The 23638-nt window shown below is 71.6% G+C and carries 23 protein-coding genes and 2 pseudogenes; 15 read left to right on the top strand and 10 right to left on the bottom strand.

Annotated elements, in window-relative coordinates; translation table 11 throughout:
* Positions 1 to 134 precede the first annotated feature (134 nt).
* Entirely contained in the window at positions 135 to 1175 is a 1041-nt protein-coding gene (locus tag BCD48_RS44845; protein WP_071055001.1) for an LLM class F420-dependent oxidoreductase, read from the top strand.
* On the opposite strand, the gene BCD48_RS44840 is transcribed toward BCD48_RS44845, so the two are convergent.
* Positions 1144 to 1815, bottom strand: a complete 672-nt coding sequence (locus tag BCD48_RS44840; RefSeq protein ID WP_083420184.1) for a condensation domain-containing protein — start codon at positions 1813 to 1815, stop codon at positions 1144 to 1146. The genes BCD48_RS44845 and BCD48_RS44840 overlap by 32 nt on opposite strands.
* Here BCD48_RS44840 and BCD48_RS44835 point away from each other — a divergent pair.
* Positions 1703 to 3271 carry a TrkH family potassium uptake protein gene (locus tag BCD48_RS44835; protein WP_241842482.1) on the top strand — a complete coding sequence of 523 codons (1569 nt, stop codon included), beginning with the start codon at positions 1703 to 1705 and terminating at the stop codon, positions 3269 to 3271. The genes BCD48_RS44840 and BCD48_RS44835 overlap by 113 nt on opposite strands.
* 50 nt (positions 3272 to 3321) lie before the next feature.
* Positions 3322 to 4002 carry a potassium channel family protein gene (locus BCD48_RS44830; RefSeq protein ID WP_198543667.1) on the top strand — a complete coding sequence of 227 codons (681 nt, stop codon included), beginning with the start codon at positions 3322 to 3324 and terminating at the stop codon, positions 4000 to 4002.
* Here BCD48_RS44830 and BCD48_RS44825 read toward each other — a convergent pair.
* Both BCD48_RS44825 and BCD48_RS44820 read right to left on the bottom strand, forming a co-directional pair.
* On the bottom strand, positions 3999 to 4814 hold the full coding sequence (locus BCD48_RS44825; RefSeq protein WP_071054997.1) for a TetR/AcrR family transcriptional regulator: 816 nt from the start codon (positions 4812 to 4814) through the stop codon (positions 3999 to 4001). The two genes, BCD48_RS44830 and BCD48_RS44825, sit on opposite strands and share 4 nt — an antisense overlap.
* Positions 4815 to 5005: 191 nt before the next feature.
* Positions 5006 to 5863: a DUF899 family protein gene (locus BCD48_RS44820; protein WP_083420183.1), complete on the bottom strand. Its 858-nt coding sequence runs from the start codon at positions 5861 to 5863 to the stop codon at positions 5006 to 5008.
* A 401-nt stretch (positions 5864 to 6264) separates the two neighbouring features.
* Here BCD48_RS44820 and BCD48_RS44815 point away from each other — a divergent pair, with 401 nt between their 5' ends.
* Together BCD48_RS44815 and BCD48_RS44810 are read left to right on the top strand one after the other, a co-directional pair.
* The gene (locus tag BCD48_RS44815) at positions 6265 to 7395 is read left to right on the top strand and encodes an NAD(P)H-dependent amine dehydrogenase family protein (protein WP_083420182.1); all 1131 of its coding nucleotides are present in this window, start codon (positions 6265 to 6267) and stop codon (positions 7393 to 7395) included.
* A 27-nt stretch (positions 7396 to 7422) separates the two neighbouring features.
* Entirely contained in the window at positions 7423 to 8001 is a 579-nt protein-coding gene (locus BCD48_RS44810; RefSeq protein WP_241842481.1) for a hypothetical protein, read from the top strand.
* Positions 8002 to 8227: 226 nt separating this feature from the next.
* Here BCD48_RS44810 and BCD48_RS44805 read toward each other — a convergent pair whose 3' ends face one another.
* Positions 8228 to 8530 carry a DUF1876 domain-containing protein gene (locus BCD48_RS44805; RefSeq protein WP_071055132.1) on the bottom strand — a complete coding sequence of 101 codons (303 nt, stop codon included), beginning with the start codon at positions 8528 to 8530 and terminating at the stop codon, positions 8228 to 8230.
* Positions 8531 to 8775: 245 nt separating this feature from the next.
* Between BCD48_RS44805 and BCD48_RS44800 the strand changes: the two genes are divergently transcribed.
* Positions 8776 to 9255: an STAS domain-containing protein gene (locus tag BCD48_RS44800; RefSeq protein WP_071054992.1), complete on the top strand. Its 480-nt coding sequence runs from the start codon at positions 8776 to 8778 to the stop codon at positions 9253 to 9255.
* Here the strand turns inward: BCD48_RS44800 and BCD48_RS44795 are convergent.
* Positions 9166 to 10317, bottom strand: coding sequence for a sigma-70 family RNA polymerase sigma factor (locus BCD48_RS44795; protein WP_241842480.1), 1152 nt, complete (start codon positions 10315 to 10317; stop codon positions 9166 to 9168). The genes BCD48_RS44800 and BCD48_RS44795 overlap by 90 nt on opposite strands.
* Before the next feature lie 102 nt (positions 10318 to 10419).
* Here BCD48_RS44795 and BCD48_RS44790 point away from each other — a divergent pair, with 102 nt between their 5' ends.
* The 8 genes and pseudogenes from BCD48_RS44790 to BCD48_RS54725 all read left to right on the top strand — a co-directional run.
* Entirely contained in the window at positions 10420 to 11583 is a 1164-nt protein-coding gene (locus BCD48_RS44790; protein WP_241842479.1) for a Rieske 2Fe-2S domain-containing protein, read from the top strand.
* A 240-nt stretch (positions 11584 to 11823) separates the two neighbouring features.
* Positions 11824 to 12093, top strand: a pseudogene (locus tag BCD48_RS54730) (flavodoxin); the annotation flags it as partial.
* 283 nt (positions 12094 to 12376) lie between these two features.
* Positions 12377 to 13582 (top strand): glycosyltransferase, encoded by a 1206-nt coding sequence (locus BCD48_RS44780; protein WP_071055126.1) that lies wholly within the window; start codon positions 12377 to 12379, stop codon positions 13580 to 13582.
* Positions 13579 to 14619, top strand: coding sequence for a glycosyltransferase family 4 protein (locus BCD48_RS44775; RefSeq protein WP_071054989.1), 1041 nt, complete (start codon positions 13579 to 13581; stop codon positions 14617 to 14619). Before BCD48_RS44780 ends, BCD48_RS44775 begins: the two co-directional genes overlap by 4 nt.
* A complete protein-coding gene (locus BCD48_RS52850) occupies positions 14609 to 15460 on the top strand; it encodes a hypothetical protein (RefSeq protein ID WP_071054986.1) in 852 nt (283 codons plus the stop codon). Before BCD48_RS44775 ends, BCD48_RS52850 begins: the two co-directional genes overlap by 11 nt.
* Complete coding sequence (locus BCD48_RS44765) at positions 15450 to 17111, top strand: alpha-amylase family glycosyl hydrolase (RefSeq protein ID WP_071054983.1); 1662 nt, start codon at positions 15450 to 15452, stop codon at positions 17109 to 17111. Before BCD48_RS52850 ends, BCD48_RS44765 begins: the two co-directional genes overlap by 11 nt.
* 302 nt (positions 17112 to 17413) lie before the next feature.
* Positions 17414 to 17794 (top strand): nucleotidyltransferase domain-containing protein, encoded by a 381-nt coding sequence (locus BCD48_RS44760; protein WP_071054980.1) that lies wholly within the window; start codon positions 17414 to 17416, stop codon positions 17792 to 17794.
* Positions 17791 to 18021 (top strand): annotated as a pseudogene (locus BCD48_RS54725) (hypothetical protein); the annotation flags it as partial. The gene BCD48_RS44760 and the pseudogene BCD48_RS54725, both read left to right, overlap by 4 nt.
* A 224-nt stretch (positions 18022 to 18245) precedes the next feature.
* On the opposite strand, the gene BCD48_RS54720 reads toward BCD48_RS54725, so the two are convergent.
* The 4 genes from BCD48_RS54720 to BCD48_RS44745 all read right to left on the bottom strand — a co-directional run bounded on the left by BCD48_RS54720 (position 18246) and on the right by BCD48_RS44745 (position 21773).
* Entirely contained in the window at positions 18246 to 18572 is a 327-nt protein-coding gene (locus BCD48_RS54720) for a HepT-like ribonuclease domain-containing protein (protein ID WP_241842478.1), read from the bottom strand.
* Positions 18562 to 18873, bottom strand: coding sequence for a nucleotidyltransferase family protein (locus BCD48_RS44750; protein WP_071054978.1), 312 nt, complete (start codon positions 18871 to 18873; stop codon positions 18562 to 18564). Before BCD48_RS44750 ends, BCD48_RS54720 begins: the two co-directional genes overlap by 11 nt.
* A 537-nt stretch (positions 18874 to 19410) precedes the next feature.
* Complete coding sequence (locus BCD48_RS54715; protein WP_241842477.1) at positions 19411 to 19914, bottom strand: hypothetical protein; 504 nt, start codon at positions 19912 to 19914, stop codon at positions 19411 to 19413.
* A gap of 23 nt (positions 19915 to 19937) precedes the next feature.
* Positions 19938 to 21773 carry a 2OG-Fe(II) oxygenase gene (locus BCD48_RS44745; RefSeq protein WP_241842476.1) on the bottom strand — a complete coding sequence of 612 codons (1836 nt, stop codon included), beginning with the start codon at positions 21771 to 21773 and terminating at the stop codon, positions 19938 to 19940.
* A gap of 312 nt (positions 21774 to 22085) precedes the next feature.
* Here BCD48_RS44745 and BCD48_RS44740 point away from each other — a divergent pair, with 312 nt between their 5' ends.
* Entirely contained in the window at positions 22086 to 22592 is a 507-nt protein-coding gene (locus BCD48_RS44740) for a (2Fe-2S)-binding protein (RefSeq protein WP_312628669.1), read from the top strand.
* 162 nt (positions 22593 to 22754) lie between these two features.
* Here BCD48_RS44740 and BCD48_RS44735 read toward each other — a convergent pair whose 3' ends face one another.
* A complete protein-coding gene (locus BCD48_RS44735; RefSeq protein ID WP_071054975.1) occupies positions 22755 to 23618 on the bottom strand; it encodes a hypothetical protein in 864 nt (287 codons plus the stop codon).
* Between the last annotated feature and the right edge of the window lie 20 nt (positions 23619 to 23638).

Below are 23638 nucleotides of genomic sequence, written 5' to 3'. Positions count from 1 at the left end.
GGCACAGCTTCGCCTACTTCATGGCGTTCCTGCGGGGCTTCACCCCAAGATGGCGCCGGGCCTGGCCGGTACGGTGACCAACGACACGACGTGGGGCGCACGGCGTGCGGCGGCGAGGGCGGGAGGCGGGGCGGATGCGGATCGGGATGCAGCTGGCCTACAGCGGCGGGTTCACCGAGACGGCCGCGGAACTCGGTGACTACGAGAAGGCCGGGCTGGACATCGTCTTCGTGCCCGAGGCGTACTCGTTCGACGCGGTGAGCCAGCTCGGCTTCCTCGCCGCGCGGACCGAGCGTGTCCAGCTCGCCTCCGGCATCCTGCCGATCTACACCCGCACGCCGACGCTGACCGCGATGACGGCCGCGGGGCTGGACTACGTCTCCGGCGGCCGGTTCACCCTCGGGCTTGGCTCCTCCGGCCCGCAGGTCATCGAGGGCTTCCACGGTGTCCCCTACGACGCTCCCCTGGGCCGCACCCGCGAGATCATCGAGATCTGCCGGGCGGTTTGGCGCCGCGAGCGGGTCGAGTACCAGGGGAAGCACTACACACTGCCGCTGCCGGCCGACCAGGGTACCGGCCTCGGGAAGCCGCTGAAGCTCATCAACCATCCGGTACGCGAACGCATCCCGATCTTCATCGCCGCTATCGGCCCGAAGAACGTGGAACTGGCCGCGGAGCTCGCCGAGGGCTGGCAGCCGTTCTTCTTCCACCCGGAGCGGGCGCGTGACGTCTGGGGCGCGCCGCTCGCCGCGGGCGGGGCGCGGCGCGACCCGGCGCTCGGCCCGCTCGACGTCGTCGTCGGCGCGCCGCTGGCCATCGGTGAGGGCACCGAGGAACTGCTCGACTTGATGCGGCCGATGTTCGCGCTCTACATCGGCGGGATGGGCGCCAAGGGCCGCAACTTCTACAACAGCCTCGCTCAGCGCTACGGCTACGAGAAGGAGGCAGCGCTCATCCAGGACCTCTACCTCGCCGGGAAGAAGAAGGAAGCCGAGGCCGCGGTCCCCGAAGAGCTGCTGCGCGCCAACGCCCTGATCGGCCCCGAGGGCCACGTCCGCGAGCGCCTCGCCGCCTATGCCGAGGCCGGCGCGACCACCCTCACCGTCACCCCGCTCGCCGGCGACCACCGTTCTCGACTGGCGCTCATCGAGCAACTCCGCGAGTGGACCAGCTGACCGCGTCGCCCGGCGCGGCACGCACGGCGTAGGCCGCCGCGAGCTCGGCGAGCAGCGGCGCGTCGGACCGCCCGTCCGCGGAGACCCGCTGCAGCACCAGGAGTATCCGGTGGTAGCCGCCATCGATCCGGAAGACCGTCATCCGGGGTGGCCACTCGCCGGCCAGGTCGAACGGACGGCCAACCCTGCTCCGGACCGCGTAGGTCATGCCTTGGCCGTCCAGCCCGTCCATCCGCGCGAGATCGGTCGTGTCGGCCCATTCGATCGTGGGCGCCGCGGTGGGGACGACCCGCGGGTGCGGGCGGCCGTCGGCGACCTCGACGAGGGTACGCAGCGCCTCGTGGCGCGCGGTCACCTCCGCGAGCGCGCCGCGCAGGGCATCGGCGCTCAGGTCGCCGAAGACGTCCACGACCACCGCGTGGTTGTAGGCGGCCGAATCAGCGGACATAGGACGACGATGCCAGGTTCTGGCGGCCTGGCAGGATGCGAGGGGCCAGGCAGGCGTGGCGCGGGCGTGAGGAGCTGGGGTGACGGTGAGCGGGCCGCCGCCGGGACCCACCGACGACCACCTGCCCGACGACCACCTGCCCGACAACCGGCTGCCCAACGACCAGTCGCCCGGCGCGCGGCCACCGGACATCCCACGCCGTCCGGTCGACCGCCTGGCACCCGCCTGGGTTCCTCCCGCCCCCCGCGTGGGCGGCGACGAGTCGTCGCTGGTGACGCCGGAGCCGCGGCGGCGGCGAGGACGTCGGCTTGGGCAGGTGCTCGCGACGCGTCTCGGCCATCCGCTGAAGCTCACGGCGGCGGCGTTCCTGACGACCGTCGGCGTGATCACGCTGCTGCTGCGCCTGCCGCTGTCGGCCGAGCCCGGGCAGCACACGACGTTCCTGCAGGCGCTGTTCACCGCGACCGGCGCGAGCTGCGGGGCGCTCGCGAACGTCGACACCCCCACCCACTGGTCGACGTTCGGCGAGGTCGTGATCATGTTCGCGGTCCAGCTGGGCGGGCTGGGGTTCATGACGACGGCGTCGCTGCTGGGCCTGCTGGTGTCGCGCCGGCTCGGCGTACGGATCCGGCTGCTTGCCGCCACCGAGACCCAGTCGGTCGGGATCGGCGACGTCCGGCGGGTAGTCCGAGGGGTCGCCCTGATCACGCTGGCGATCGAGGGCGCCGCGGCGCTGGTGCTGTTCGCCCGGCTGTGGCTGGGGCATGGGCTGCCAGCGGGACGCGCCGCCTACCACGGCGTCTTCCACGCGGTCACCGGGTTCAACAACGCTGGCTACGCGCTGTACAGCGACAACCTGGTGTCCTTCGCCGACGACCCGGTGGTCGTGATGACGATCGGGCTGGCCGCGATTCTCGGCGGGCTGGGGTTCCCGGTGTTGTTCGAGCTGCGCCATGAGCTGCGCAAGCCCCGGCTCTGGTCGATGCACACCAAGGTGACGCTGCTGGGCTACGGAGTCCTGCTCGTCGGCGGGGCCGCCGCCGTTCTCGCGCTGGAATGGCGCAACCCGGCGACCCTCGGCCCGCTCGGCGCCGGCGACAAGCTGCTCGGCGGGTTCTTCGGCAGCGTCACGGCCCGCACCGCCGGGTTCAACACGTTCGACTACGGCGCGGCCCAGCCGGCGACGCTGGTCGTCACCGACATCCTCATGTTCATCGGTGGTGGCAGCGCAAGCACCGCCGGCGGCATCAAGGTGACGACGTTCCTGATCCTGTTCTTCGCGATCGTCGCCGAGGCGCGCGGCGACGACACCGTCGACGCGTTCGGCCGGCAGGTGTCGCCGGCGGCGCTGCGCCAGGCGATCGCGGTGGCGCTGCTGGGGGTCGCGCTCGTCGTCGCCGGGACGCTGTGCCTGCTCATCTCCAGCCACCACACCCTCGACCAGACCCTGTTCGAGGTGACATCGGCCTTCGGCACCGTGGGGCTGTCCACCGGGATCACTGGCGGGCTGCCGGCCTTTGACCAGTACGTCCTGATCGCTCTGATGCTGATAGGCCGAATCGGCCCGATTACGCTGGCGTCGGCGCTGGCGCTGCGGGAACGGCGCCGGCTGTACCGGCTGCCCGAGGAACGGCCGATCGTCGGCTGACCGGACCTGTGCGCGGGTCGTGTGACGGCAAGAGGGGAGGCGGGGCTGGCGTGGGCCGGGACATGCACCCGAACGCGGTACTGGTCATCGGGCTGGGCCGGTTCGGCAGCACACTCGCCGAGTCGTTGCAGCGGCTCGGGCACGACGTCGTCGCCGTCGACACGGACCGCGACCTCGTCCAGGAGTGGTCGGGGACGCTGTCCCACGTCGTCGAGGCGGACGCGACCAGCGAGGCGGCGCTGCGCCAGCTGGGCGCCGACGGCTTCGACCGGGCCGTGGTCTCGATCGGCGTTGATATCGAGGCGAGCCTGCTGGCCACCGGAACCCTGCTCGACCTGGGCGTCCCGGAGGTCTGGGCGAAGGCGATCACCCGCCAGCACGGCCGGATCCTGGAACGCATCGGCGCGTCGCATGTCGTCTACCCCGAGCGCGACGCCGGCGAGCGGGTCGCGCACCTGCTCTCCGGGCGGCTCATCGACTTCGTCGAGTTCGACAAGGGGTTCGCGGTCGCGAAGCTGCGCGCTCCCGGGTCGATCTGCGGGGCGACGATGGACGTCGTCAGGCCCCGCACCCGGTTCGGCGTGACGGTCGTCGGGGTGAAGCGCCCCGGAACCGAGTTCACCCACGTCGTGGCCGACACGGTCCTCGGCCACGACGACCTGATCATCGTGACCGGCCGCACCGACGAGGTCGAGCGCTTCGCCGCAGCCACCGGCGCCCGTCCCGCCTAAGGCCCTCCTCCAAAGGCCCTCCCCCATCGGAGCTTTCCGGTGTAACTCACCGCCGTGTTGGTACGCGCCGCGCCGGGGTGCCTTGCCAGGTCCGTCCCACGGAGACCGTCCAGGGTCGGATCACCCAGGGCCGGGCCGCGCCGGGGCAGGTCACAGCAGCGCCGTAAGCACGGTCCGAACCGTCGCGTAGTGGTCCGGACGCGGCGGCTTCCGTTCCCGGCGTTCCCGGCGTTCCCGGCGGAGTCCCCGGCCGCGCCTCCAGCCGGCCGACGCGAGTCCTGCGCCGCCTCCAGGACGGCCGCGCCGATGACGGCGGCCGTCACCTGGGACACGACGTCCAGGGCTCGGGCCCGGTCCGTCTCGGTCGGGCCCGCGGCCCGCAGCAGCCGCCCGAGATGCCGTTCGACGTTCTCTTCCAGGATGCGGCCCTGCGCGACCTGCATGACCAGGATCGGATGCTCGCGGAACCACGCGAACAGGCCCTCGGCGAACCGCGTGACCGTCTCCTCGAACGACGCGGCCGGCTCAGGGCCAGGCGCGTACAACGTGTCGACGGCCCGAGCCATGACCAGCGCGAGGAGCTCCTCGCGGGTCCGCACGTGGTAAGAGACGCCCGGCACGGTCATGCCGAGCGCGTCGGCCACCTTGCGGATGGTCACCTGGTCGAGCCCGATCTCGAGGGCGGCGTCGATGATGTCGTCGACCGTCACCTTGCGCGGGCGGCCGCGCCTGCCAGGCGACGCCGGCTCGACCCCGCTGGCGCTGGCTTCGAGGTCCGCTCCGACTTCGGGGTCTGCTCGGCGTTCGGCCACGTCAGGTGACGGTAGCGGGATTGCGCACCAGCCTTCCTGGGAGCGCACCCGTCGGCTCGCCGTCGCGGTAGGTGACGACGCCGCTGACCATCGCCCTGGCCTGGATCGCATCCACGCCTCGAAGGGATACAGATTTTCTGCGACAGCCATTGGGGGCTCGCGCAGGCGCTCGCCCGGTGTGTAATTGTCGATCAGGACCCAACAGTGAGGTCGTCAGAGCGTCCATCTTCTAGTCGCGACCACTGGGCGATGGGGCGTCCGCCTGGCCACACTGGTTGCCAAGTGGGCGAGCCACTGCTAGTCCGCGTGTAGGTGCACTGTTGTGGCCAGGCGGGGGGCGAGTCCTCCCACGGCTCCTGGCGTCCGTACACGGTGAGGTCCATGAGCGCGTAGCTGTAGTCCATCACCTCTGCGCCGCGGCGGCTCGTCCAGTAGGTCTCGAAGACGCGGTCGCCGTCCCGTAGGTAGCACATCAGGTGAAACAGGCCAACTTGGCGCCCGGCGAAGAGCGCGTCGAGGGAGGCCTGTGCTGAGTACCACGGCATGTCCCAGCCCATGAAGTCGCGGTAGCGGATGCTTTCGTCGTAGGGACCCTGACACAAGACCGCGTAGGTGATGTCGCGCGAATGAAGGTAGGACAGCTCCGCGACCTGGGTGGTGACCCACGTGCAGCCTTCGCACTGCTCGGGCGCAGGTCGACCGGGGTTCCACATGAAGTAGTAGGCGATGAGCTGTCGGCGCCCTTCGAACGCTTCGAGCATGGTGAGTGGCCCGTGGGGCCCGGCCAGTGCGAGGTTGGCGTCTACCTCGACCATGGGTAGACGCCGCCGGGCCGCGGCGATCGCGTCGCCTTCCCGGGTGTGCGCCTTCTCCCGATCCCGCAGCCTGTCCAGTTCGGCCTGGAAGGTGGCCCGGTCGACGGCCGCGGGCAGGCTCGGTGGGTTAATGACGCTGGCCGCCGCCGGCGTCGACGACGAGACTGAGCCCGCCGCGCAGCACCCGGAGGTCGACGACGTCGGCCCGCTGCGGTTTGCTGATGCATCGTTCATGACTGTCTCCTCTTATCAGTCGAGCGGTTCATGAACGACCACAACCCTAATCCTGACTCTTCATGAGGCTCGCGGCGTGTCGGGGCGCTAGACGAGCGAAAGTGCCTCTGGACTAGGAGAAACTCGGCCTGAAAAGTGCTACCCGACTTCTGCAGCATGTGGGCACACAGACAGCCGGAAACCATGTGTGACCTGTGGGACGGAGCTACCGGCCAGTACGGCGTGTGTCCACACCAGACCCCGGGTATCCCACCAGATCATGGGCCGGGCCATGATCTGGTGGCATTGTCGGCGCCGCCGGACCGGCGCCATCCGGAGGGGTGCGGCCGAAGGACGACCTCGCGTCCCCGCCCGTTGCCCCTCCCCCCGGAGGCGCATAATATATGCAATATGCAGAAGTTATGCGGAAGTTGCGATACGTGACGATCAGGGTCGTGCACTGGGGCACCGGTCCGACCGGGCGCCTCGGTCTTCGGGGCATCATCAACCATCCCGGCCTGGAACTGGTGGGCCTCTACGTCCACTCAGCGGACAAGGTCGGTCAGGACGCCGCCGCGCTGTGCGGCCTGCCGGGAACCACCGGCGTGACCGCCACCGATGACGCGGCCGCCCTCGCCGCGTCGGGCGCGGACTGTCTCGCCTACTTCGGCCCGGTGGCGCGTGACGGCGCCGGTATCGCCGACGTGGCGCCCTTCCTCTCGGCCGGTACGAACGTGGTGACCACGTCCTTCGCCGGGCTCACGCATCCGCCTACCGCCGAGCCTGCCCTGCGGGACCCGCTGGCCGCCGCCGCGACGACCGGCGGGGCGTCGTTCTTCGCGACCGGCATCGAGCCCGGCTTCGCCAGCGACATTCTGCCGATGGCCCTGCTGACGGCCTGCGATGAGATCAGGTCGATCAGGATCCAGGAGATCGCGGACTACTCCGACTACCCGGCCGCCGACACCATGCGGTACGCGTTCGGGTTCGGCGAGGCGACGGACTTCGGCTGCTTCCTGGCCGACCCGGCGATCCTCACCGGCGCCTGGCGGGGCGTGGTCGACGCGATCGCCGACGTGCTCCAGGTGCGGCTCGACGCGATCGAGACCGACTACGAACGCGCCGTGCTCGACCGCGACCTGGACACGGCGATAGGCACGTTGCCGGCCGGCAGCACGGCCGGGGTCCGGTTCGAGGTGCGCGGAATGCTCGACGGCCGGCCCCTCGTCGTCCTTGAGCACGTCAACCGCATGGCCGACGACGTCGCGCCGCAATGGCCGCACGGCACCGCCGGCGACACCCTCACCTACCGCGTGGAGATCATCGGCAGTCCCACCATGCGGTGCGAGCTCGTCTTCGACCCGCCGGAGTCCGACAACGGCCTGACCGCGACCGCGATACGCGCCGTCAACGCGATCCCCACCGTCTGCGCGGCGGGACCCGGGCTGCTCGGCGCGGCGGACGTGTCGCTCGTCGCCGGCCGGAACATCGCGGGCCGGAACATCGCGACCCGCGCGCGATCTGGCCAGGTCAGCGGACAGACCTCCCGTTGAGGCGCCGCCGCGGCGTAGCGTCGCGGTGTGCATCGGCTTTCCTCGACTGTGGTCTGCGTCGTCGGGCCGGACCCGGCGGCCGCGCCGGACAAGATCACCCGCTCGGTCGTGGCCCCGCTGGCCAGCGCCACGAACGTGACCGTCGTGCTCCCTGACGACACGCTGCCGCCCGGCGCGCGGGCCGCGGCGGCCTGGCAGGAGTGCCGCGCCGTCGCCACGCCCTACGTGGTGCACGACGCGGACCCGCTCGCCGAGGTCGCCGCCGCCTGGGTCGCCCGCTACGACGAGGCCGGCCAGGTGGGCGACCTGGAGGTCGCCGTGAGCGCGGCCGTCGCCCGGTTCCGCCGCGGCGAGGTCGATATGCCCGACAGCCTGGTGCTGCTCGATCCGGACGGCTGGCCGCCGACCCGAAGGCACTGGTACCTCGGTGTGCTCGCCGCCGCCGCGCCGGCGCGGGTGGTACCGGTCCGCTCGGACGCCCGCGAGCTACGCCGTGCCCTCGTGGCCCTGCCCGCCGGCCGCTGGTGGCCGGAACCCGCGGAGCGCCTCCTCGACGGCATTGACCGCGTCGTCCCCGACCGCGTGGGACTGCCCGTCCGCACCTGACTTAGGCCCGGTCTCGCCGGACACGTCAGATGCCGGGCAGGAGATAGCCCGGTATTGGGGCCGGCACGTGGTCATGACCGGGAAGGCCCGGATTGTCTCCGCGGCGCGGAGACAACCACGAGCCTGGCCCAATACGCGTCGAAGCGGCGATCTGGCTGGTCGGCTACCAGGGCGCGGCTCTCACGTCGGTCGCTGCCGCATTGTGAGAACTCCATGGCGTTGGTTTCTAGGGCTGGACGATCGCCCGCTTGCCGGTGCGGGACTCGATGTTGCGGGCCGCGGTGTCGAGCAGCTGGTGCGCTAGGTCCGACAGGGCCCGCGAGGCCGCGACCTCGTCGCCGATCGTCGGCACGTCGGCGTCGTGCGGGTGGCAACGGGCCAGGCCTACGGCACGTATCTCCTCGCCGGTCCCGAGCTTGCCCAGCTGTACCGCGTCGTTTCCGTGCAGCCGGGCCTCGGCCCGGGTCCTGCCCTCGTCCTCGATCAGCTGTACGTCCACGGTCCAGGTCTTGGTCTTCGTCACGGTCATCGCGCTCACCGCCTTCGTCGCTGCCACTTCACTGTTGCCTCCTCGGAGCCTTCCCCGTCCGCCGCCGGTTGACCAACCCCGGGCCACCCGCCGTCCGGCCGGCCCACTCGGCCGGCCCGCTCGGGCGGTCTCCCGGGCGGCCACCGCGGTCTCGGGAGACGGCCGCGATGAGTCGCGGCCCGCCGGGCAGTCAGTACGTCAGGCCGCCGCGACTGTCGGTGTCCCAGGGATCCGGAGGCCGATGCGTGGGCACGTGCGAGGAACTGGCGGGCGGGGCCCAGCCGGCGGGAACACCCCGGCCGGCGGCCACCGCCGCTCCCCCGGCGGACGAGCTCCGGTGGCGGTTCGACCCCGCCGCGGACCGGCGCGCCACCGGGGAACTCTGCAAGTCCCTCAGCGCGGCCCTGGTCGCCGCCCCGTGGGCGCGGACGGTGGTCTGCGACGTCACCGCCGTGCGCACCCCGACGCTGGCGACCGTCAACGTCCTCGCGCGGCTGCGGCTCACCGCCCGCCGGCTGGGCCGCGGTTTCCAGCTGGACGGGGTCCAGCCGAGGCTGGCGCTCGTGCTGGAGCTGACGGGCCTGGCCGGCGTGCTGGACGCGGACGGCGCGCCAGCCGGGCCCGTCGCCGCCGGCTCAGCCCTCCAGGAAGGGCGGGAGGCCGAACAGCGGGAACAGCCGGTCGGTGTCCAGGAAGTGGTTGACCCCGACGATCTTTCCTTCTGAGAGCTCGAGCACGATCAGCGACCACGGGACGTAGCTGCCCTCGCCCATGCCGTCCGGCACTGGGGAGACCTCCGCCCCAGTGACCGCCGCGTGAACCGCCGCGTGCTGCTCGGCCTCGCCCGGCGGCAGCAGGTGGTACTGGCCGAAGGCGGGGCTCCCGTTCGCGACGGTCGGCACCAGCCGGGAGTCCCGACAGACGGAGCCCGTCCCGAGCATGAACTCGGCGATGTCGACCGGCCCGCGCAGCCAGAGCTCCAGCGGCGGCATGGTCATCGTCGCGTCCTCGTGCAGCAGCGCGGTGAGCGCGTCCATGTCATAGCTCTCGAACGCGGCGACATAGCGGGCCAGCAGCGAACGCTGCTCCTCGTCCGAGGGGCGCAGTTGGTCGGTCTCGGCGGCGGGCGAGGCCGCGAGGGTGGCGCGGGCTCGCTGCAGGGCGCTGTTGACCGAGGCGACGGTGGTGTCGAGCAGCTCCGCGGTCTCCGCCGCCGACCAGCCGAGCACCTCGCGCAGGATCAGCACGGCCCGCTGGCGCGGCGCGAGCCGCTGCAGCGCGACGACGAGCGCGAGCCGCACCGACTCGCGCGCGACGGCCAGCTCCGCCGGGTCGGCCGGGCCGCCGGCGCCAACCGCACCACCGGAGAACACCGCCGCGTCGGGCGCCGGCACGATCCAGGTCGCCTCGGGCAGCGGCGCGGGCAGCGCGTCCGCCGGGCCCGACGGACCGGTGAGGTCGATCGGCCGGGCCCGCCGTGCCCTGCCGGCGGCATGGTCCGAGCAGACGTTGGTCGCGATCCGGTACAGCCAGGTCCGCAGCGACGCGCGACCCTCGAACCGGTCCAGGCTGCGCCAGGCCCGGATCATCGTCTCCTGCACGGCGTCCTCCGCCTCGAACGGGGAGCCGAGCATCCGGTAGCAGTAGCCGGTGAGCTCGCCGCGGTGGCCGGCCATCCGCTCCTCGAGCTCCGCGCGGCTCCCCACCGGCGTGCCGGCCACGAGCGTGCCGACAGGCTCTGTGCCGGCAACCTGTGTGCCGGTAGGTCCAGAGGTGCCCTGCGTCATAGCCCGATGATGCACCCCGGGTCCGACAAAACCGTGGGGGGCGGTCACCGCCGGGCCGAACGGCCCGGTCCGCGGGCGCCCGTTCGCTTGCGCGCAGGCAACATGCCCGCAATGCCCCCGGCCTACGGTCCGGTGGTGACCGTCGTCGACTCCGCCGCCCCCGCCGCCCTCGTCGCCGCCGCCGCTGCCACCCAGCGCCCCGACCAGGGTGCGGCGCTCGACGCGGCGTTCCTCGCGGCGTCGGCGCGGTACTGGCACCCCGTGGCCCGGTCGTCGGACGTCGGCGCGGCCCCCGTGCACGCCGTGCTGCTCGGCGTCGAGCTGGTCCTGTGGCGCCGGCCCGCGTCCGGCCCGGCCGCCGCGTCCGGCGAGCCCGGCACGGCGAGCACGGCCGGCGCGGGCGCCGTGGCCGCGCTGGTGGACCAGTGCCCGCACCGGAGCGTGCCGCTGTCCGGCGGCGAGGTCGACGCCGACGGCCGGCTGCGCTGCCCCTACCACTCCTGGGGGTTCGACGGCGCCGGCCGGTGCGTCGACATCCCCCAGCAGCCCGGCCAGCGCATCCCGGACATCATCGCCGCCCAGCCGGTACGCGTCGCCGAGGCGGCCGGACTCGTCTGGGCCTGCCTCGTCGACGAGGAGGACGAGGCGCGGCCGCGGCCACGTTTCCCGGAGATCGAGGACCTGGGCTGGCCGCACTACGTCGGCACGGTCCAGGACTGGAACGGCCAGGCCGCCCGCCAGGTCGAGAACTTCTGCGACATCGGGCACTTTTCGGTCCTGCACACGGACACGTTCGGCAACGCGGAGGCGCTGGCGGTCGAGCCGTACGCGGTCCGGCGCACCGCGTGGACGATCGAGGCCGACTACCGCTACCCCAGCGTCAACCCGGTCGCCGAACCGGGCCCGGACGGTCGTCGCCCGGTGGGCGAGACGTTCTTCCAGTACCGCATCGAGCTGCCGTTCGCCGTCTGGCTCGGTGGCGCCAACGGCCCCGGCTCAGTGATGTTCTCGGTCAGCGCACCGACGTCCGCGACGACGCTGCGGCTGTTCTGGATGAGTGCGTTCGACCCGGCCGTCCACGGCGACGAGCCGGTCGACGGCATCGGCCTGCAGGCCGTCGAGGATCTGATCTGGGCACCCGACAAGGCGATTGTCGAGTCGCAGCGCCCGGCCCGGGTGTTCGCCGCGACCGAGGTCCACCGCGCCTTCGATGGTCTTGGTGTCGCCTACCGCGAGGCCCTGCGCGACCTCGGCTTCGCCGGCTGACCATCGTCGCTGTCACACGGCGACGGGCTCGCGACGCGCTCCCGCCGGTAGCCGGGCAGCGTCATCCGGCAGCCGGGTCGTTCTCCGAGCAGGGAATCGCACCTGACGGCGCACGGCCGCGTCGGCGGCCCGCGTCGGCCCGGGCAGATACTCCCGAACGCGATCTCAGCGCGACGGGTCCGGTCACTGAGGTCGCCGGCACGGTGTAAGGGGGTCTGTCTGGTCGACGAGGCGGTCGACACCCGGGCCAACATCCGCTACACAAGCGGCACGCTCAAGCACTTCTTCGACCAGGCGTACTACCCCTGCTTGGAAGCGAGCGTCGGTCGGCCGTACGCCCTGTACGTCCACGGCAACTCCGACACCACTGGCGCGGTCCGCGGCGTCGAGACGATCGCCGCCGGCCTGAAGTGGAAGCGCCTGCGTGAGCCCGTCACGGTGATCGGCACGCTGGACGCCAAAGACCGGGAGGCTTGCTGGGAGCTGGGCGCCACCGCCGCCGCGGCCCTACCTGGACCTGGTTCATCGCGGCCCTGCGCGGTGATATGGAGCGGTAGATCGGTGGCGTGCGGGGTCGGACCGGAGATGGTGCCAAGAGCTACTCTTCATGGCCGGGGTTCGGCGTCGCGCTGCGACCAGATCTACTACCCGGTACTCGAGGCCGACGAGGACCGGAGCCCCGCGCGTGACCCTTTCGGGTAGCTTGCGGGGCCGATCCGCCGACGCGGGGCGCGGCGTTCGTGCCGCCCGGAATACTGGGGTCCATGGTCGGCGACGCGGCGGGTCCGTGGTGATGCGTGTGGCGCTCGTATCCGAGCACGGGAGCCCCCTGGTGTCGCCCGGCGCGCCCGAGGCCGGCGGTCAGAACATCCACGTCGCGGCCCTCGCCCGTGGGCTTGCCCGGCTCGGCGCCGAAGTCACCGTCTACACCCGTCGGACGGCGCCCGCACGGCCCGCGCGCGTTTCCCTCGGCGGCGGCGTTGTCGAGTTCGTCGACGCAGGGCCAGCGCGGCACGTCCCCCGCGACGAGCTCCTGCCGCACATGCGGGCCTTCGCCGCGGGGCTCGCCAGCCGGTGGCGCGCCAGGCCACCTGACGTGGTCCACGCGCATTTCTGGATGTCAGGGCTGGCCGCGTCGGCCGCCGCTCGGCCGCTCGCCATCCCGGTGGTACAGACGTTTCACGCGCTCGCGAACGTCAAGCAGCGGTTCCAGCCGAACAGCCCGGGCCTCGGCGAACGCGCCGACGCGGAGGCGCGGCTCGCCGGCGACGTGGCGGCCGTCGTCGCGACCAGCCGCGCCGAACTGCGCGAGCTGAGTGGCCTCGGCGCGCGGCCGAGGCTGACCCGGGTGATCCCGTGCGGCGTCGACACGGAGCTGTTCCGGCCGGGCAGGCCGGCGGAGCCGCGCCGCCGGCCACGTCTGCTGACGGTTTCGCGGCTCGTGGAGCGCAAGGGCGTCGGCGACGCGGTGCGCGCGCTCGCGCTGGTTCCGGACGCCGAACTGGTCGTGGCGGGCGGCGAGTCGGACAGGGATCCCGGCATTGCCGTGCTGCGCGCGCTCGCCGACCGACTCGGCGTCGCGGACCGTGTCGACTTCCGGGGACCCGTGCGCCACCGCGACGTGGCGCCGCTCATGCGGTCGGCCGACGTGTTCGTCGCCGTTCCCTGGTATGAGCCGTTTGGCATCGCGCCGCTGGAGGCGATGGCCTGCGGGGTGCCCGTCGTCGTGTCGGCGGTCGGCGGCCTGGTGGAGACGGTCGCGCACGGCAGGTGCGGCCTCCTGGTCACGCCGCGCGACCCGGCGGGCCTTGCGGGCACCGTCGTCCGGCTCCTCGGCGACGAGAGGCTGCGGCGCGACCTCGCCGAGGCCGGCCGGGCCAGGGCCGTCAGGCACTACCGTTGGGACCAGATCGCGGACCGCACGGCGGCTGTCTACCAGCGGGTCGTGACCCAGGCCGGCGCCGTCGCCGGCGTTCCCGACTCCGCGGCGGACCGGTGAAGATCGCCCTGGTCGCTCCGGTCGAGGAGGCGGTGCCGCCGGCCGCCTATGGCGGCGTCGAACAGGTCGTCCATCTCCTGGACGAGGACCTGACCCGGCGTGGCCACGACGTGGTGCTGCTCGCCAGCGGCGGGTCGCGCGCGGCGGGGCGCCTCGTGGAACTGGTCTCCGCTCCGCTCGGGGCTCCCCACCAGGACCGGGACAGCGCCTCCTACGGAGCGGCGAAGACGACCGCCGCGCGGGCGGCGGCAGCGGCCATCGCGGACGAGCGACCCGACGCGGTGTTGTGCCACACCTGGCGCTACCTTGACCACGCGGCCCCGGGAATCCCGACGTTGACCACCATCCACTACCCCGTCGACACGCCGCTGTATCGGGATATCTTCGCGAGCTACCCGGCGGCGCGTTACATCTCGGTCAGTCGGTCGCAGCAGCGCTTGGCGCCCCGGCTGCGTTTCGTCGGCAACGTGTACAACGGCGTGGACGTCGACGCTCTGCCGTTCAGCGGCTCGGCTGGCCAGTACCTGGTGTTCCTGGGCCGATTCTCGCCCGACAAGGGCGTCGACATCGCCATCCGCGCGGCCCAGCGGGTGGGTATCCCGCTGCGCATCGGAGCGAAACTCGACAAGGGCAACCGCGACTGGTTCGCGGCCGTTGTCGAGCCGCTGGTCCGGCGCGGCGGGGTCGAGCTCGTGGGGGAGGTGAGCGCGGCGGACAAGGGAGAGTTCCTGAGCGGGGCACTCGCGCTCGTCCACCCGTCGCGCTGGAACGAGCCCTTCGGGCTCGCGGCCGTCGAGGCGATGGCCTGCGGGACACCCGTGGTGGCGCTGCGTAGGGGAGCCGCGGAGGAGGTCGTCGCCGACGGGGTGACCGGCTTCGTCGTCGACGACGAGAAGGACATCGACGCGGCGCTGCTGGACGTGGCAGGCCTCGACCGAGCCACGTGCAGGGAGTATGCGCGCGAGCGTTTCAGCCAGGAGCGCATGGGCGCCGGCTACGAGTCGTTGCTACGGGCGGAGGCGCCGGATGCAGGTTGACTTCCTGTGGCAGCAGGGCGTCGTCTTTCTGATCGGTCTGGCCTTCAGCCGCGGAATCTGGCTGGTCCGGACCAGGATCCTGCACCGGAGGGCCCGCCGGTTCTTCGGCGTCGACGTCTCCGCTCGCGGCGCCAGCGTCGTCCTCCAGGTGCTGCACCCCCTGGGCAGGTCGAACTTCGACGCCACGACCGAGCAGACGACCGCGCTCAAGGTTCTTCCGGACGGGCGCCAGGCCAGGCTCCCGATCTATGGGAACGTCCTGCATCTCGACGACTACCAGGCCTCCCAGGAGGTTGTAGAGCTGCTGCGGGAGCATCGCCTACCGTCGAGCCGGCTGGTTGCGGACAGCGACGTGCTCGGCCAGTGGGCCGCCAACCCGAGCGCCGTGTGCATCGGCTCGCCGTTCGTCAACGCGGCGTTGGCTGAGGCGATCAACGCGACCGCCGGACCGGACGGGCCGTACATCACCGGGGACCGGCCGGCCCTCACCCTGGACACCTACCGAGTCGCGGTCAGGCTCCCGGACGAGCTGATTCTCGGCGTGACCGTCGAGCGCGCCATCGGCGTGATCGCACGGCTGCCCAACCCGGCGTGCCCGCAGGGCTGGGTCATCGGTATTTTCGGCTGCCGGGCCGAGGCGACCTATGCCGCCGCGCGCTATCTCCACCGGGAGTTCGACGACGTGCTCAGGTGGATCGACCGCGACTCGCCCGCTGTTGTGCTCCTTGCCGTCGAGGGCGCGACCTTCGGTATTGTCCGGCCGATGTACGCCGCCACTGTCAGCGAGGTCCTGTTCCAGCGGTCTGAGCTCGTCGCGTATTACCGTCGCCATGAATTCTGACCCGAGCCGCGACACCTCTGGGGGAGAATGGTGGCGGGACGCGGTCGTCTACAACATTTATCCCCGTTCGTGGCGCGACACGAACGGGGACGGCCATGGTGACCTGTCCGGCGTCGTCGAGCGGCTCGACCATCTCGCCTGGCTCGGCGTCGACGCCATCTGGCTCAATCCGATCATGCCGTCGCCGAACCGCGACTGGGGCTATGACATCGCGGACTACACGGCCGTGCACCCGGACCTCGGGACCCTGGCCGACCTGGATCTGCTCGTCGAGGCCGCTGGCCAGCGGAGAATCCGCCTGGTCCTCGACCTGGTTCCGAGCCACACCAGCGACGAGCACCCGTGGTTCCGGGCCGCGCGGTCCGACCGCGGCTCCCCGTTCCGGGAATACTACGTGTGGCGGACGCCGGGCACCGATGGAGCGCCGCCCAACAACTGGCTCGGCTACTTCGGCCAGCCCGCCTGGACCCTCGACGAGCGGACCGGCGAATACTATCTTCACACCTTCCTGCCGCAGCAGCCGAAACTGAACTGGTGGTCGTCGCGGGTCGCCGAGGAGTTCGAGCGCATCCTGCGGTTCTGGTTCGACCGCGGCATCAGCGGAATGCGGATCGACGCCCTCCAGACCCTGGTACACGACCGGACGCTGAGGCCGAATCCAGCGGCCGGCGACCGCGACACGCCCCTGGAACGGCGGCTCGGCCAGCGGTTCCTGCGCAGCGGAGCCCAGCCGGAGACACACGGCTTCATCCGCGGCTGGCGGCGGATCGCCGACTCCTACACGCCGCCGAGACTCCTGTTCGGCGAGACCTGGGTACCGTCGGTCGACGACCTCGCCCCGTACTACGGTGACGGTTCCGACGAACTGGGGCTGGCCTGGAACCTGCCCTTCCTGGGCTGCGACTTCACCGCGCGGTCACTACGCGCCGTGGTCGAGCGGACCGTGGCGGCGCTGCCCCCGTCGGCGTGGCCCGCGTGGGCGATGTCGACCCACGACGGCGAAGGCCGCGCGGCGACGCGCTGGTGTCACGGGGATCCGGCCGCCGCGCGCTGCGCGCTGTTGCTGCTGCTGACCCTGCGGGGGACACCGATCCTTTACTACGGCGACGAGATCGGAATGACCGACGCCGTGGACACCCCGGGCTCCGGCCGCAGGGACACGGCCGAGACCGCGGCACCACGCGACCGGAGCCGCACACCGATGCAGTGGGCGCCGGGGCCGGGCGCCGGGTTCACGTCGTCGCCCCGGCCGTGGCTGCCCGTGCCGGGGGCCGACGCGCCGACCGTCGTCGAGCAGCGCGCCGCCCCCGGCTCGGTGCTGTCGTTCTGCAGAGACCTGATTACGATCAGGCGCCGTCACCACGAGTTGGTGTCCGGCGCGATGCGCTTCGTCCCCGCGCCCGAGGGTGTCCTTGCGTGGGAACGTGGCGACGGCGACTTCCTCGCTGTCGTCAACCTGGGGCCGGCACCTGCTGTTGTCACCCGGGACACGGCCGACGGCGAGGTGCTCATCGGCACGGACCGCCACCGCGACCACCAGACCCTTACCGACCAGGTCAGCCTCGCCCCCTACGAGGGCCTCCTGATCCGCCTCACCCGCCGCCCGGCGGCTGATAGCGATCGTTCCCGCGAGTCTGGCCGAGCTTCGTGAGCCTGGAGGTGGTGGGCCTGGCGGCCGGCGGGTGCGCGGTGCCCGTGCCGCGGGACGCAGCGGCCGGCACGACATCTCGGAGCGGAGGGAGGAGATCCTCGCCAGCGAGGTGGCGCCGTAGCCTCATCGTCAGGCATTTGCTGCCAACGCAACAGCAGTGCCGGCCGTGCGGACCGTCCCAGCAGAGCTGATCTCGGCCGAATCCATACCCGGTGGCTCGATCCGCTCTGCCGCGAGGTCGGGCCGCGCGCGTTGGCTCCGTCTGCGAAGATCGGGGCGTAGACGAGACACGGGCAGGCCAGGTGACGCGCGAGGCTGTCGCCGTGCTGCGTCAGGCAGGCGCCCAGTTCGCCTATCTGCACGGCAGTCGCGCCGTTGGGTGTCAGCGGGCGGAATCGGACATCGACCTTGCCGCCTACTTCGGCGTGCGGCGGCCTCCAAACTCCTTCGACCTACTTCTGCCACCCGGCGTGGACATCCTCGTCCTTGACAACGCACCGCTCGAGCTCACGGGCAGGGTCGCGGCCGGTGGGCGGCTGCTCTTCGAGGACGACCGGGCCGCGCGGGTGCGCTGGGAGGCGATGACTAGAAAGATCTACTTCGACGAACTTCCGCGGATCACTCGGGCGCACCGGGAGTTCGCCGCGGCTCTTCTGGGCCGGAGCGTAGCCGGTGGTCGATGAAGCACGGGTGCCACGCCTGCTCCGCGCGATCACCGACGACCTGTCCGTGCTCCGCTCCGAGTCGACGCCGCCGACGAGCGCCGCGCGGACCCGATCTGGCTGCGCGGGTGAAGTACACCTTCGTGACAGCGATCGAGGCCTGTGTCGACGTCGCGCAGCACATCTGTGCGACGCAGTGTTGGGGACCGCCGGCGGACAATGGCGACGCGGTCCGTCTCCTTGGCGAACGTGGAGGGCTGACCTCGACACTCGCGCTGTCGCTCCGCAAGGCGGTCGGCTTCAGGAACGCGCCCGGCCCGGGTGTTCGCCGCGACCGAGGTCCACCGCGCCTTCGATGGTCTTGGTGTCGCCTACCGCGAGGCCCTGCGCGACCTCGGCTTCGCCGGCTGACCATCGTCGCTGTCACACGGCGACGGGCTCGCGACGCGCTCCCGCCGGTAGCCGGGCAGCGTCATCCGGCAGCCGGGTCGTTCTCCGAGCAGGGAATCGCACCTGACGGCGCACGGCCGCGTCGGCGGCCCGCGTCGGCCCGGGCAGATACTCCCGAACGCGATCTCAGCGCGACGGGTCCGGTCACTGAGGTCGCCGGCACGGTGTAAGGGGCGACCTTGGAGAGCTGGTTGAACGCCTCGCCGATAATCTCGAACTCGCGCTCGACGGCGGCGCGGAGCATCGCGTTCGCCCGATAGTCGACGAAGGTCTGGCCGTGGGCGAAGCCTCTGGCGAGTTCGGCCGCGTTCGCGGCGTCCCAGAGATACTTGCGCGGGTCAGGCGGCATACAGCGGCTGCCTGGTGCGCATGACCTGGTCGCGGAAGTAGGGGTTGCGGATGCTGGTCACGCTGACGACGTCAACGGCGCGGCCCAGCAGGCGCTCGAGTCCCTCCTTGAGGGCGAAGTAGGTGGCGTAGTAGTCGAATCCGGCGCGGTCCGCGTCGAACTCGACGAGGACGTCGACGTCGCTGCTGTCCAGGTCGAAGGCTTCGCCGGTCGCGGAGCCGAAGAGGTCGAGGCGGCGGATGCCGAGGCGACGGCAGAGTCCTTGGATCTCCGCCCGCCTGGCCTCGATCAACGGATGCATGCTCACCTCCTCTGGGAAGATTGTGCCCGACCCCGCGGCCCGTGCGCCTGAGCGGGATCGGACCACTCGGTGGCCGATCGGCTGGGCTGAAGGGGGAGACGCCTGTGCGATCCGCTGTCGATGGTCGGCGAGGCCGACGCCGCTGCCTGCCAAGCTTGTTGGGACCTCGGCGCCACCGCTGCCGCATCGCTGATGGCCGATTGGTGACCAGCGACATCCGGCCGGCGGAGCGGGATCAGGCGTTTTCGGGTTGCTGCGGCTTGGCGGGCTCGATGAGGAGGGCCAAACCGTCGAGAACGCGGGCCAGGCCGAAGCGATACTGCGCGCGCTGCCGCGAGCCTCGCCAGCGGCGGTGCCGACCCGGCTCGCCGGCGGATAGCGCTCGCTGTCGAGCACCTGGGCGAGCGGCGGGCGGGGCGTAGCTGGTGCCCGGGCGGTGCATCGCTACGTCGAGCGGTTCGCCAGCGTGCCGCGAGAAGCTGACTGACGCGGGTGCCTGCGCTGCTACCGGCCCGCGCTGGTCAGACCGTCAGAGGATCAAGTGCCGAGATTCCATGCTGCCGCGAGCCACTCCAGGTTCTCCTGGTCCCTGGCCCGTGCCTCGGCCTCGTCGGTGAACAGCGCGTCGGTCTTGCGGAGAACGAGGGTGTAGGGGCGGCCCTGCCTCCTCGTGACGTGGCTGACGGGTAGTTCGGCGGCGTCGATGCGGGAGTGGAGGTGCTGCCTGCGTTTCTCTGCGAGCGGCCACTCGAACGTGCGCCGGTCCGGGTCTGCCAGGAATGCCCGAAGGGTGCCGCACAGGTCGCAGGAGCAGCCGCCCCCGGGTGGTTCCATCGACCAGTCACCGGACGCGCGTGGCGGTTGAGCCAGCCGGGCACGCAGCCGTGCCGCGCAGTCGGCGGCCAGGTCGGTGAAGCCGGCCTCGCCGTGTGCGCCGTCGTGGGGCAGCTCCGCCGCGGCGCGCAGCGCCGGCATCTCCAGCCCGGTGACGGCATCGCCTTTCTGCCGGAGATGGCCGGCCACCGCGTCCCGAGTGCCCATATCCGTCATCGCGGCGGCGGCTGTCAGTACGGAGGCGAGCGGTCTGGCCAGGGCGGCGAGTGCCTTGTCGCGGCAGCCGGGGGACGACGACGCGAGCGTTGTGTCGATGTCCTTGGCGGCCCACTTCCATACCAAGTCGAGGAGCTGCCGTGCCGCCGCGGCGCCGGCCTGTGCGCGGCGTGCAGCCCCGCGCACAGACCAGGGAGCTCGTCCGCCACCCACCGCTGCCGTTCCGGTCCGCCGGCGTATGCCCACCCCGGCTGCGCCGCGAACCAAGTCCGCAGCAGCCCGGCGGTCCACAGCTGGCCGTAACCGCTGACGAGCCTTCCGAATGCGTCGATGTCGCCAGTGGTCAGGCTTTCCGCGCGGAACGGGGCCAGCAGCATCGTGGCTGTCGCCGGGTCCGCCACGACGCTTGCCGCCCGCAGCGCCTTACCGAAGAGTCCGGAGATCCTCTCCTTGTCGTCCGGCGTCCGGGCGCCCAGCGAGCTGTCCCAGAACGGCTGGAGCGTCGCTGCGGCGGCCCGGGCGCCTGAGAGATCACCGGAGACCGCCATCACGGCGAGTTCGTCGAGAGCCCAAGACGGTGAGGTTTCGGCGCGGTTCGCGAAGGCCTGCTCCCGGGGCCAGACGACGACCGCGGCCCGGTGGTACCAGCGGTCCAGCGTGTTTCCCCAGTTGCCCATGTAGCCCTCGTACTCCGACGAGTAGGGCTCGAAGTCGTTGGTCTCGATGGACGCGCATACCTCGTCGCTCCCCACAAAGAGCGAGGTCTTCTCCAGTCGGGTACCGTCCGGGCCGGTCCAGTGCGTGAGGGCTACCTCGGAGTCGATCAGCTCCTGGATCTCGTAGTCGCCCGGGCCGCCCGAGTCCTCGACCTCGTCATCATCGGAATCGCCATCCCAGTACCAGCCTCGGTACTCGTAGTCGTCGTCGGCCTCGTAGGCGCTGTGCGTCGTCTTGATGTCGGCGAGCGCGAGGAAGGCTTCGCACCCTGCCCGGTCGGCCGCGGCCCGCAGCAGGGACCCGCGTGCGGCATCGGCCCCCTTCAGCCCGCTCCAGCCCAGCGCACGGGGGGTGTACTCGTGGTCGAGGAGGTAGACGAGCCGGCTTGGCGAGGTGGCCGCGCGCGGGCCGTAGCGGCTGGACATGGGCGTGCCGAAATGCTCGCCAAGGAAAGCGGCCAGCTCGGCGACTGCTCCCTCGTCGCCCTCCGGCAAGGCGGTATCACCGCCAAGCAGGAGGTTGAAGGTGAGCGCGATCCGGTACCCCGACCGCACCTCGAGGACCTCGTGCCGGCAGTCGGCGTAGAAGGCGACCAGTGACAGCGCCGTCTTCGAGCCCCGGTAGATCTTCTTCTCCTCGAGATGGCGCACCACCAGCTCGCCGCCGGTGTAACTGGACGGCAGCGTCACCACCAGGGTGCCGATCATCGAGTCGTCCTTCTCGCTGTCCTGATGGGCGCGGAAGAACTGGCCCGGCTCATACACGAGAAGGGAATGAAGGTCGGCCGTCAGCTCGGCGGCGATCGGCAGGCCCAGCTCGTCTTTCGCCGTTGTCAGGATGGCGTTCAGCGCGTCGTCGTCCCACCTCGCGCGAACAAGGTCCTTCGGGATCTCCCAGGTGTCCCGGACGCCGCGGTCGGTCAGCGTCTCCTCGCCGCGGCCGAAACGGGCAGGGTGACCGAGGCGGAGCAGCTCGCGGGCCTGCGCGGGCCGCACCGGGAACGCGACGGGGCCGACGCCCTCGACCTCAAGACTCAGGTCATCCGTCCTCGCCGTCAGCGCCGCGCCGAACGCGGGCTCTGCGTCACCGCGCAACGTCCTGGCCAACCGGTCACGCGCTGGTGTCGCCGTCACCGTCAGCATCCTCCTGCACACCTGGGAATGCGGATCCTGCGTCCGAACTCTAGAGATCCGAACTCGTTCGACGAGAATCGGGTGCATGGCCTCGCGTGGGGCGCGGTTGACGCGCCCCTACGCTGACGGGGCGGCGCGGTCCGGGGCGTCGAGACCACCGCAAGGGGCTTGAAGCGGAAGCAGGTCCTGCCTCCCGTTCTCGTCACGGGGCCGGTGGACCAGGCCTCCCGTGCAGCCTGCTGGGAGCTGGGAGCCACGGTGGCGGCAAGCCTCTGATGGGTCATGCACCCTTGTTGATGTTTCTTCTGCGCCATCGGGCATTTTTCGGTCCTGCACACCGACACGTTCGGCAATGGCGAGGCGCTCGCCGTCGAGCCGTACCCGGTGCGCCGCACGGCCTGGACGGTGGAGGCGGACTATCGCTACCCGAGCGTGAACCCCGTCGCCGAGCCGGGCCCGGACGGGCGCCGCCCCGTCGGCGAGACGCTCTTCCAGTACCGGATCGAGCTGCCGTTCGCGGTCTGGCTCGGCGACGCGAGCGGCCCGCGCACCGTGCTGTTCTCCGTGCGCGCACCGACGTCGGCCACGACGCTGCGGCTGTACTGGATGGCCGCCTTCGACCCGGCCGTCTACGGCGACGGCCCGGTCGACGGACTGGGCCTACAGGCCGTCGAAGACAGAATCTGGGCACCCGACAAGAAGATCGTCGAATCCCAGCAACCCGCCAGGGTCTTCGCCGCCACCGAGGTCCACCGCCCCTTCGACGCCCTCGGCGTCGCCTACCGCAAGGCCCTGCACGTCCTCGGCTTCGCCGGCTGACCATCGCCCCTGCCCTGCGGCGACACACTCGCGGCGCGGCGGCACCCGTCCCGCCGTTGGTTATGTGAGCGGCCCCGCCATGCATATCGAGACCGGCAAGGGCTCTCCGACCCCGACGCTGCAAAGATGGACGACTCTGGAACCAGGGTCCGCCCGTCGGCCTCAGCGAGGTGACGTGGCGCGTCCGAGGACTCGTTCCGGAAGGGAGCCGCCGGCGGTCCAGACATCCCGGTCCTCGTAGGGCCAGGCGTAGACCGGGCTGCCGTCGCGGACGAGGTCGCGCAGGCCGGGGAGGTCGAGTTCCAGCGCCGACCACTCGTACAGGCGCTGCAGGCGTGGTTGGATCACACCGTAGTCGAGCATCCGGCCGAGCCGGTGCTCGTCGAGAACATAGGTCATCAGCTCCTCGTCCAGCGGGTACCGGCTGGGCAGCACACGACCCAGCGACAGGAACGCCCCCACGCCCCCGAGCCGTGGGTCACCGACGAGGCGACCCAGGATGGCGAACCGGCCGAGGGACAACCGGGGCGCCGCGACCAGCGCATGCGTGTACAGAACCCGCAGCAGGGTGACGTTCAAGAAGAATCGCTCGGGTCTGGACTCCACCACCGCGAGATCACGGTGGTCCAGGTAGGCGGCGGCGATGCTCGCGTTGTGGGCCCGGTACCAGTTCTGGGCCGTCGGTGCCGCGACGAACTCCAGCCACACCTTGACCGCCGGTGACGACAGTTCGCCCGTCATCCCGCCGGAGCGCGCCACGGCCTCGCAGCCGTCTCGGAGCAACCGGTCGTTCACGGCTCGCCACCAGCGGCTTCCCGGAGCATCCGCCTCCGGCGGGTTCAGCACCCCGCGCTCGACCTGCCACCGCATGAACGACACGGCGGCCCGCCGGAAGGGGAGATGACGGGGAGCTCGACCGAACGGCCCGAGGTAAGTACGCGCCAAGAGCGCCAACCGGTCCCCGGGGCAGTCGCGTACCGCCGCGACCTGTGCCGCCGCCCAGTGCGGGGCATCCCCGTCCGTCAAGGCGCCTCCCGAACCTGGCC

Source organism: Pseudofrankia coriaricola, from assembly GCF_001854805.1.
Classification (GTDB): domain Bacteria; phylum Actinomycetota; class Actinomycetes; order Frankiales; family Frankiaceae; genus Pseudofrankia.
This window is presented reverse-complemented; position numbering and strand designations above follow the sequence as displayed.

Excerpts from the sequence above, each read along its gene's own strand:
- BCD48_RS44845 (WP_071055001.1), top strand. The coding sequence starts at position 135 with ATGCGGATCGGGATGCAGCTGGCCTACAGCGGCGGGTTCACCGAGACG.
- BCD48_RS44840 (WP_083420184.1), bottom strand. The coding sequence starts at position 1,815 with ATGTCCGGTGGCCGCGCGCCGGGCGACTGGTCGTTGGGCAGCCGGTTG.
- BCD48_RS44820 (WP_083420183.1), bottom strand. The coding sequence starts at position 5,863 with ATGAACGATGCATCAGCAAACCGCAGCGGGCCGACGTCGTCGACCTCC.
- BCD48_RS54720 (WP_241842478.1), bottom strand. The coding sequence starts at position 18,572 with ATGCCGCCTGACCCGCGCAAGTATCTCTGGGACGCCGCGAACGCGGCC.
- BCD48_RS44780 (WP_071055126.1), top strand. The coding sequence starts at position 12,377 with ATGCGTGTGGCGCTCGTATCCGAGCACGGGAGCCCCCTGGTGTCGCCC.
- BCD48_RS44795 (WP_241842480.1), bottom strand. The coding sequence starts at position 10,317 with ATGACGCAGGGCACCTCTGGACCTACCGGCACACAGGTTGCCGGCACA.
- BCD48_RS54715 (WP_241842477.1), bottom strand. The coding sequence starts at position 19,914 with ATGGGCACTCGGGACGCGGTGGCCGGCCATCTCCGGCAGAAAGGCGAT.
- BCD48_RS52850 (WP_071054986.1), top strand. The coding sequence starts at position 14,609 with ATGCAGGTTGACTTCCTGTGGCAGCAGGGCGTCGTCTTTCTGATCGGT.
- BCD48_RS44750 (WP_071054978.1), bottom strand. The coding sequence starts at position 18,873 with ATGCATCCGTTGATCGAGGCCAGGCGGGCGGAGATCCAAGGACTCTGC.
- BCD48_RS44805 (WP_071055132.1), bottom strand. The coding sequence starts at position 8,530 with ATGACCGTGACGAAGACCAAGACCTGGACCGTGGACGTACAGCTGATC.
- BCD48_RS44765 (WP_071054983.1), top strand. The coding sequence starts at position 15,450 with ATGAATTCTGACCCGAGCCGCGACACCTCTGGGGGAGAATGGTGGCGG.
- BCD48_RS44790 (WP_241842479.1), top strand. The coding sequence starts at position 10,420 with ATGCCCGCAATGCCCCCGGCCTACGGTCCGGTGGTGACCGTCGTCGAC.
- BCD48_RS44815 (WP_083420182.1), top strand. The coding sequence starts at position 6,265 with ATGCGGAAGTTGCGATACGTGACGATCAGGGTCGTGCACTGGGGCACC.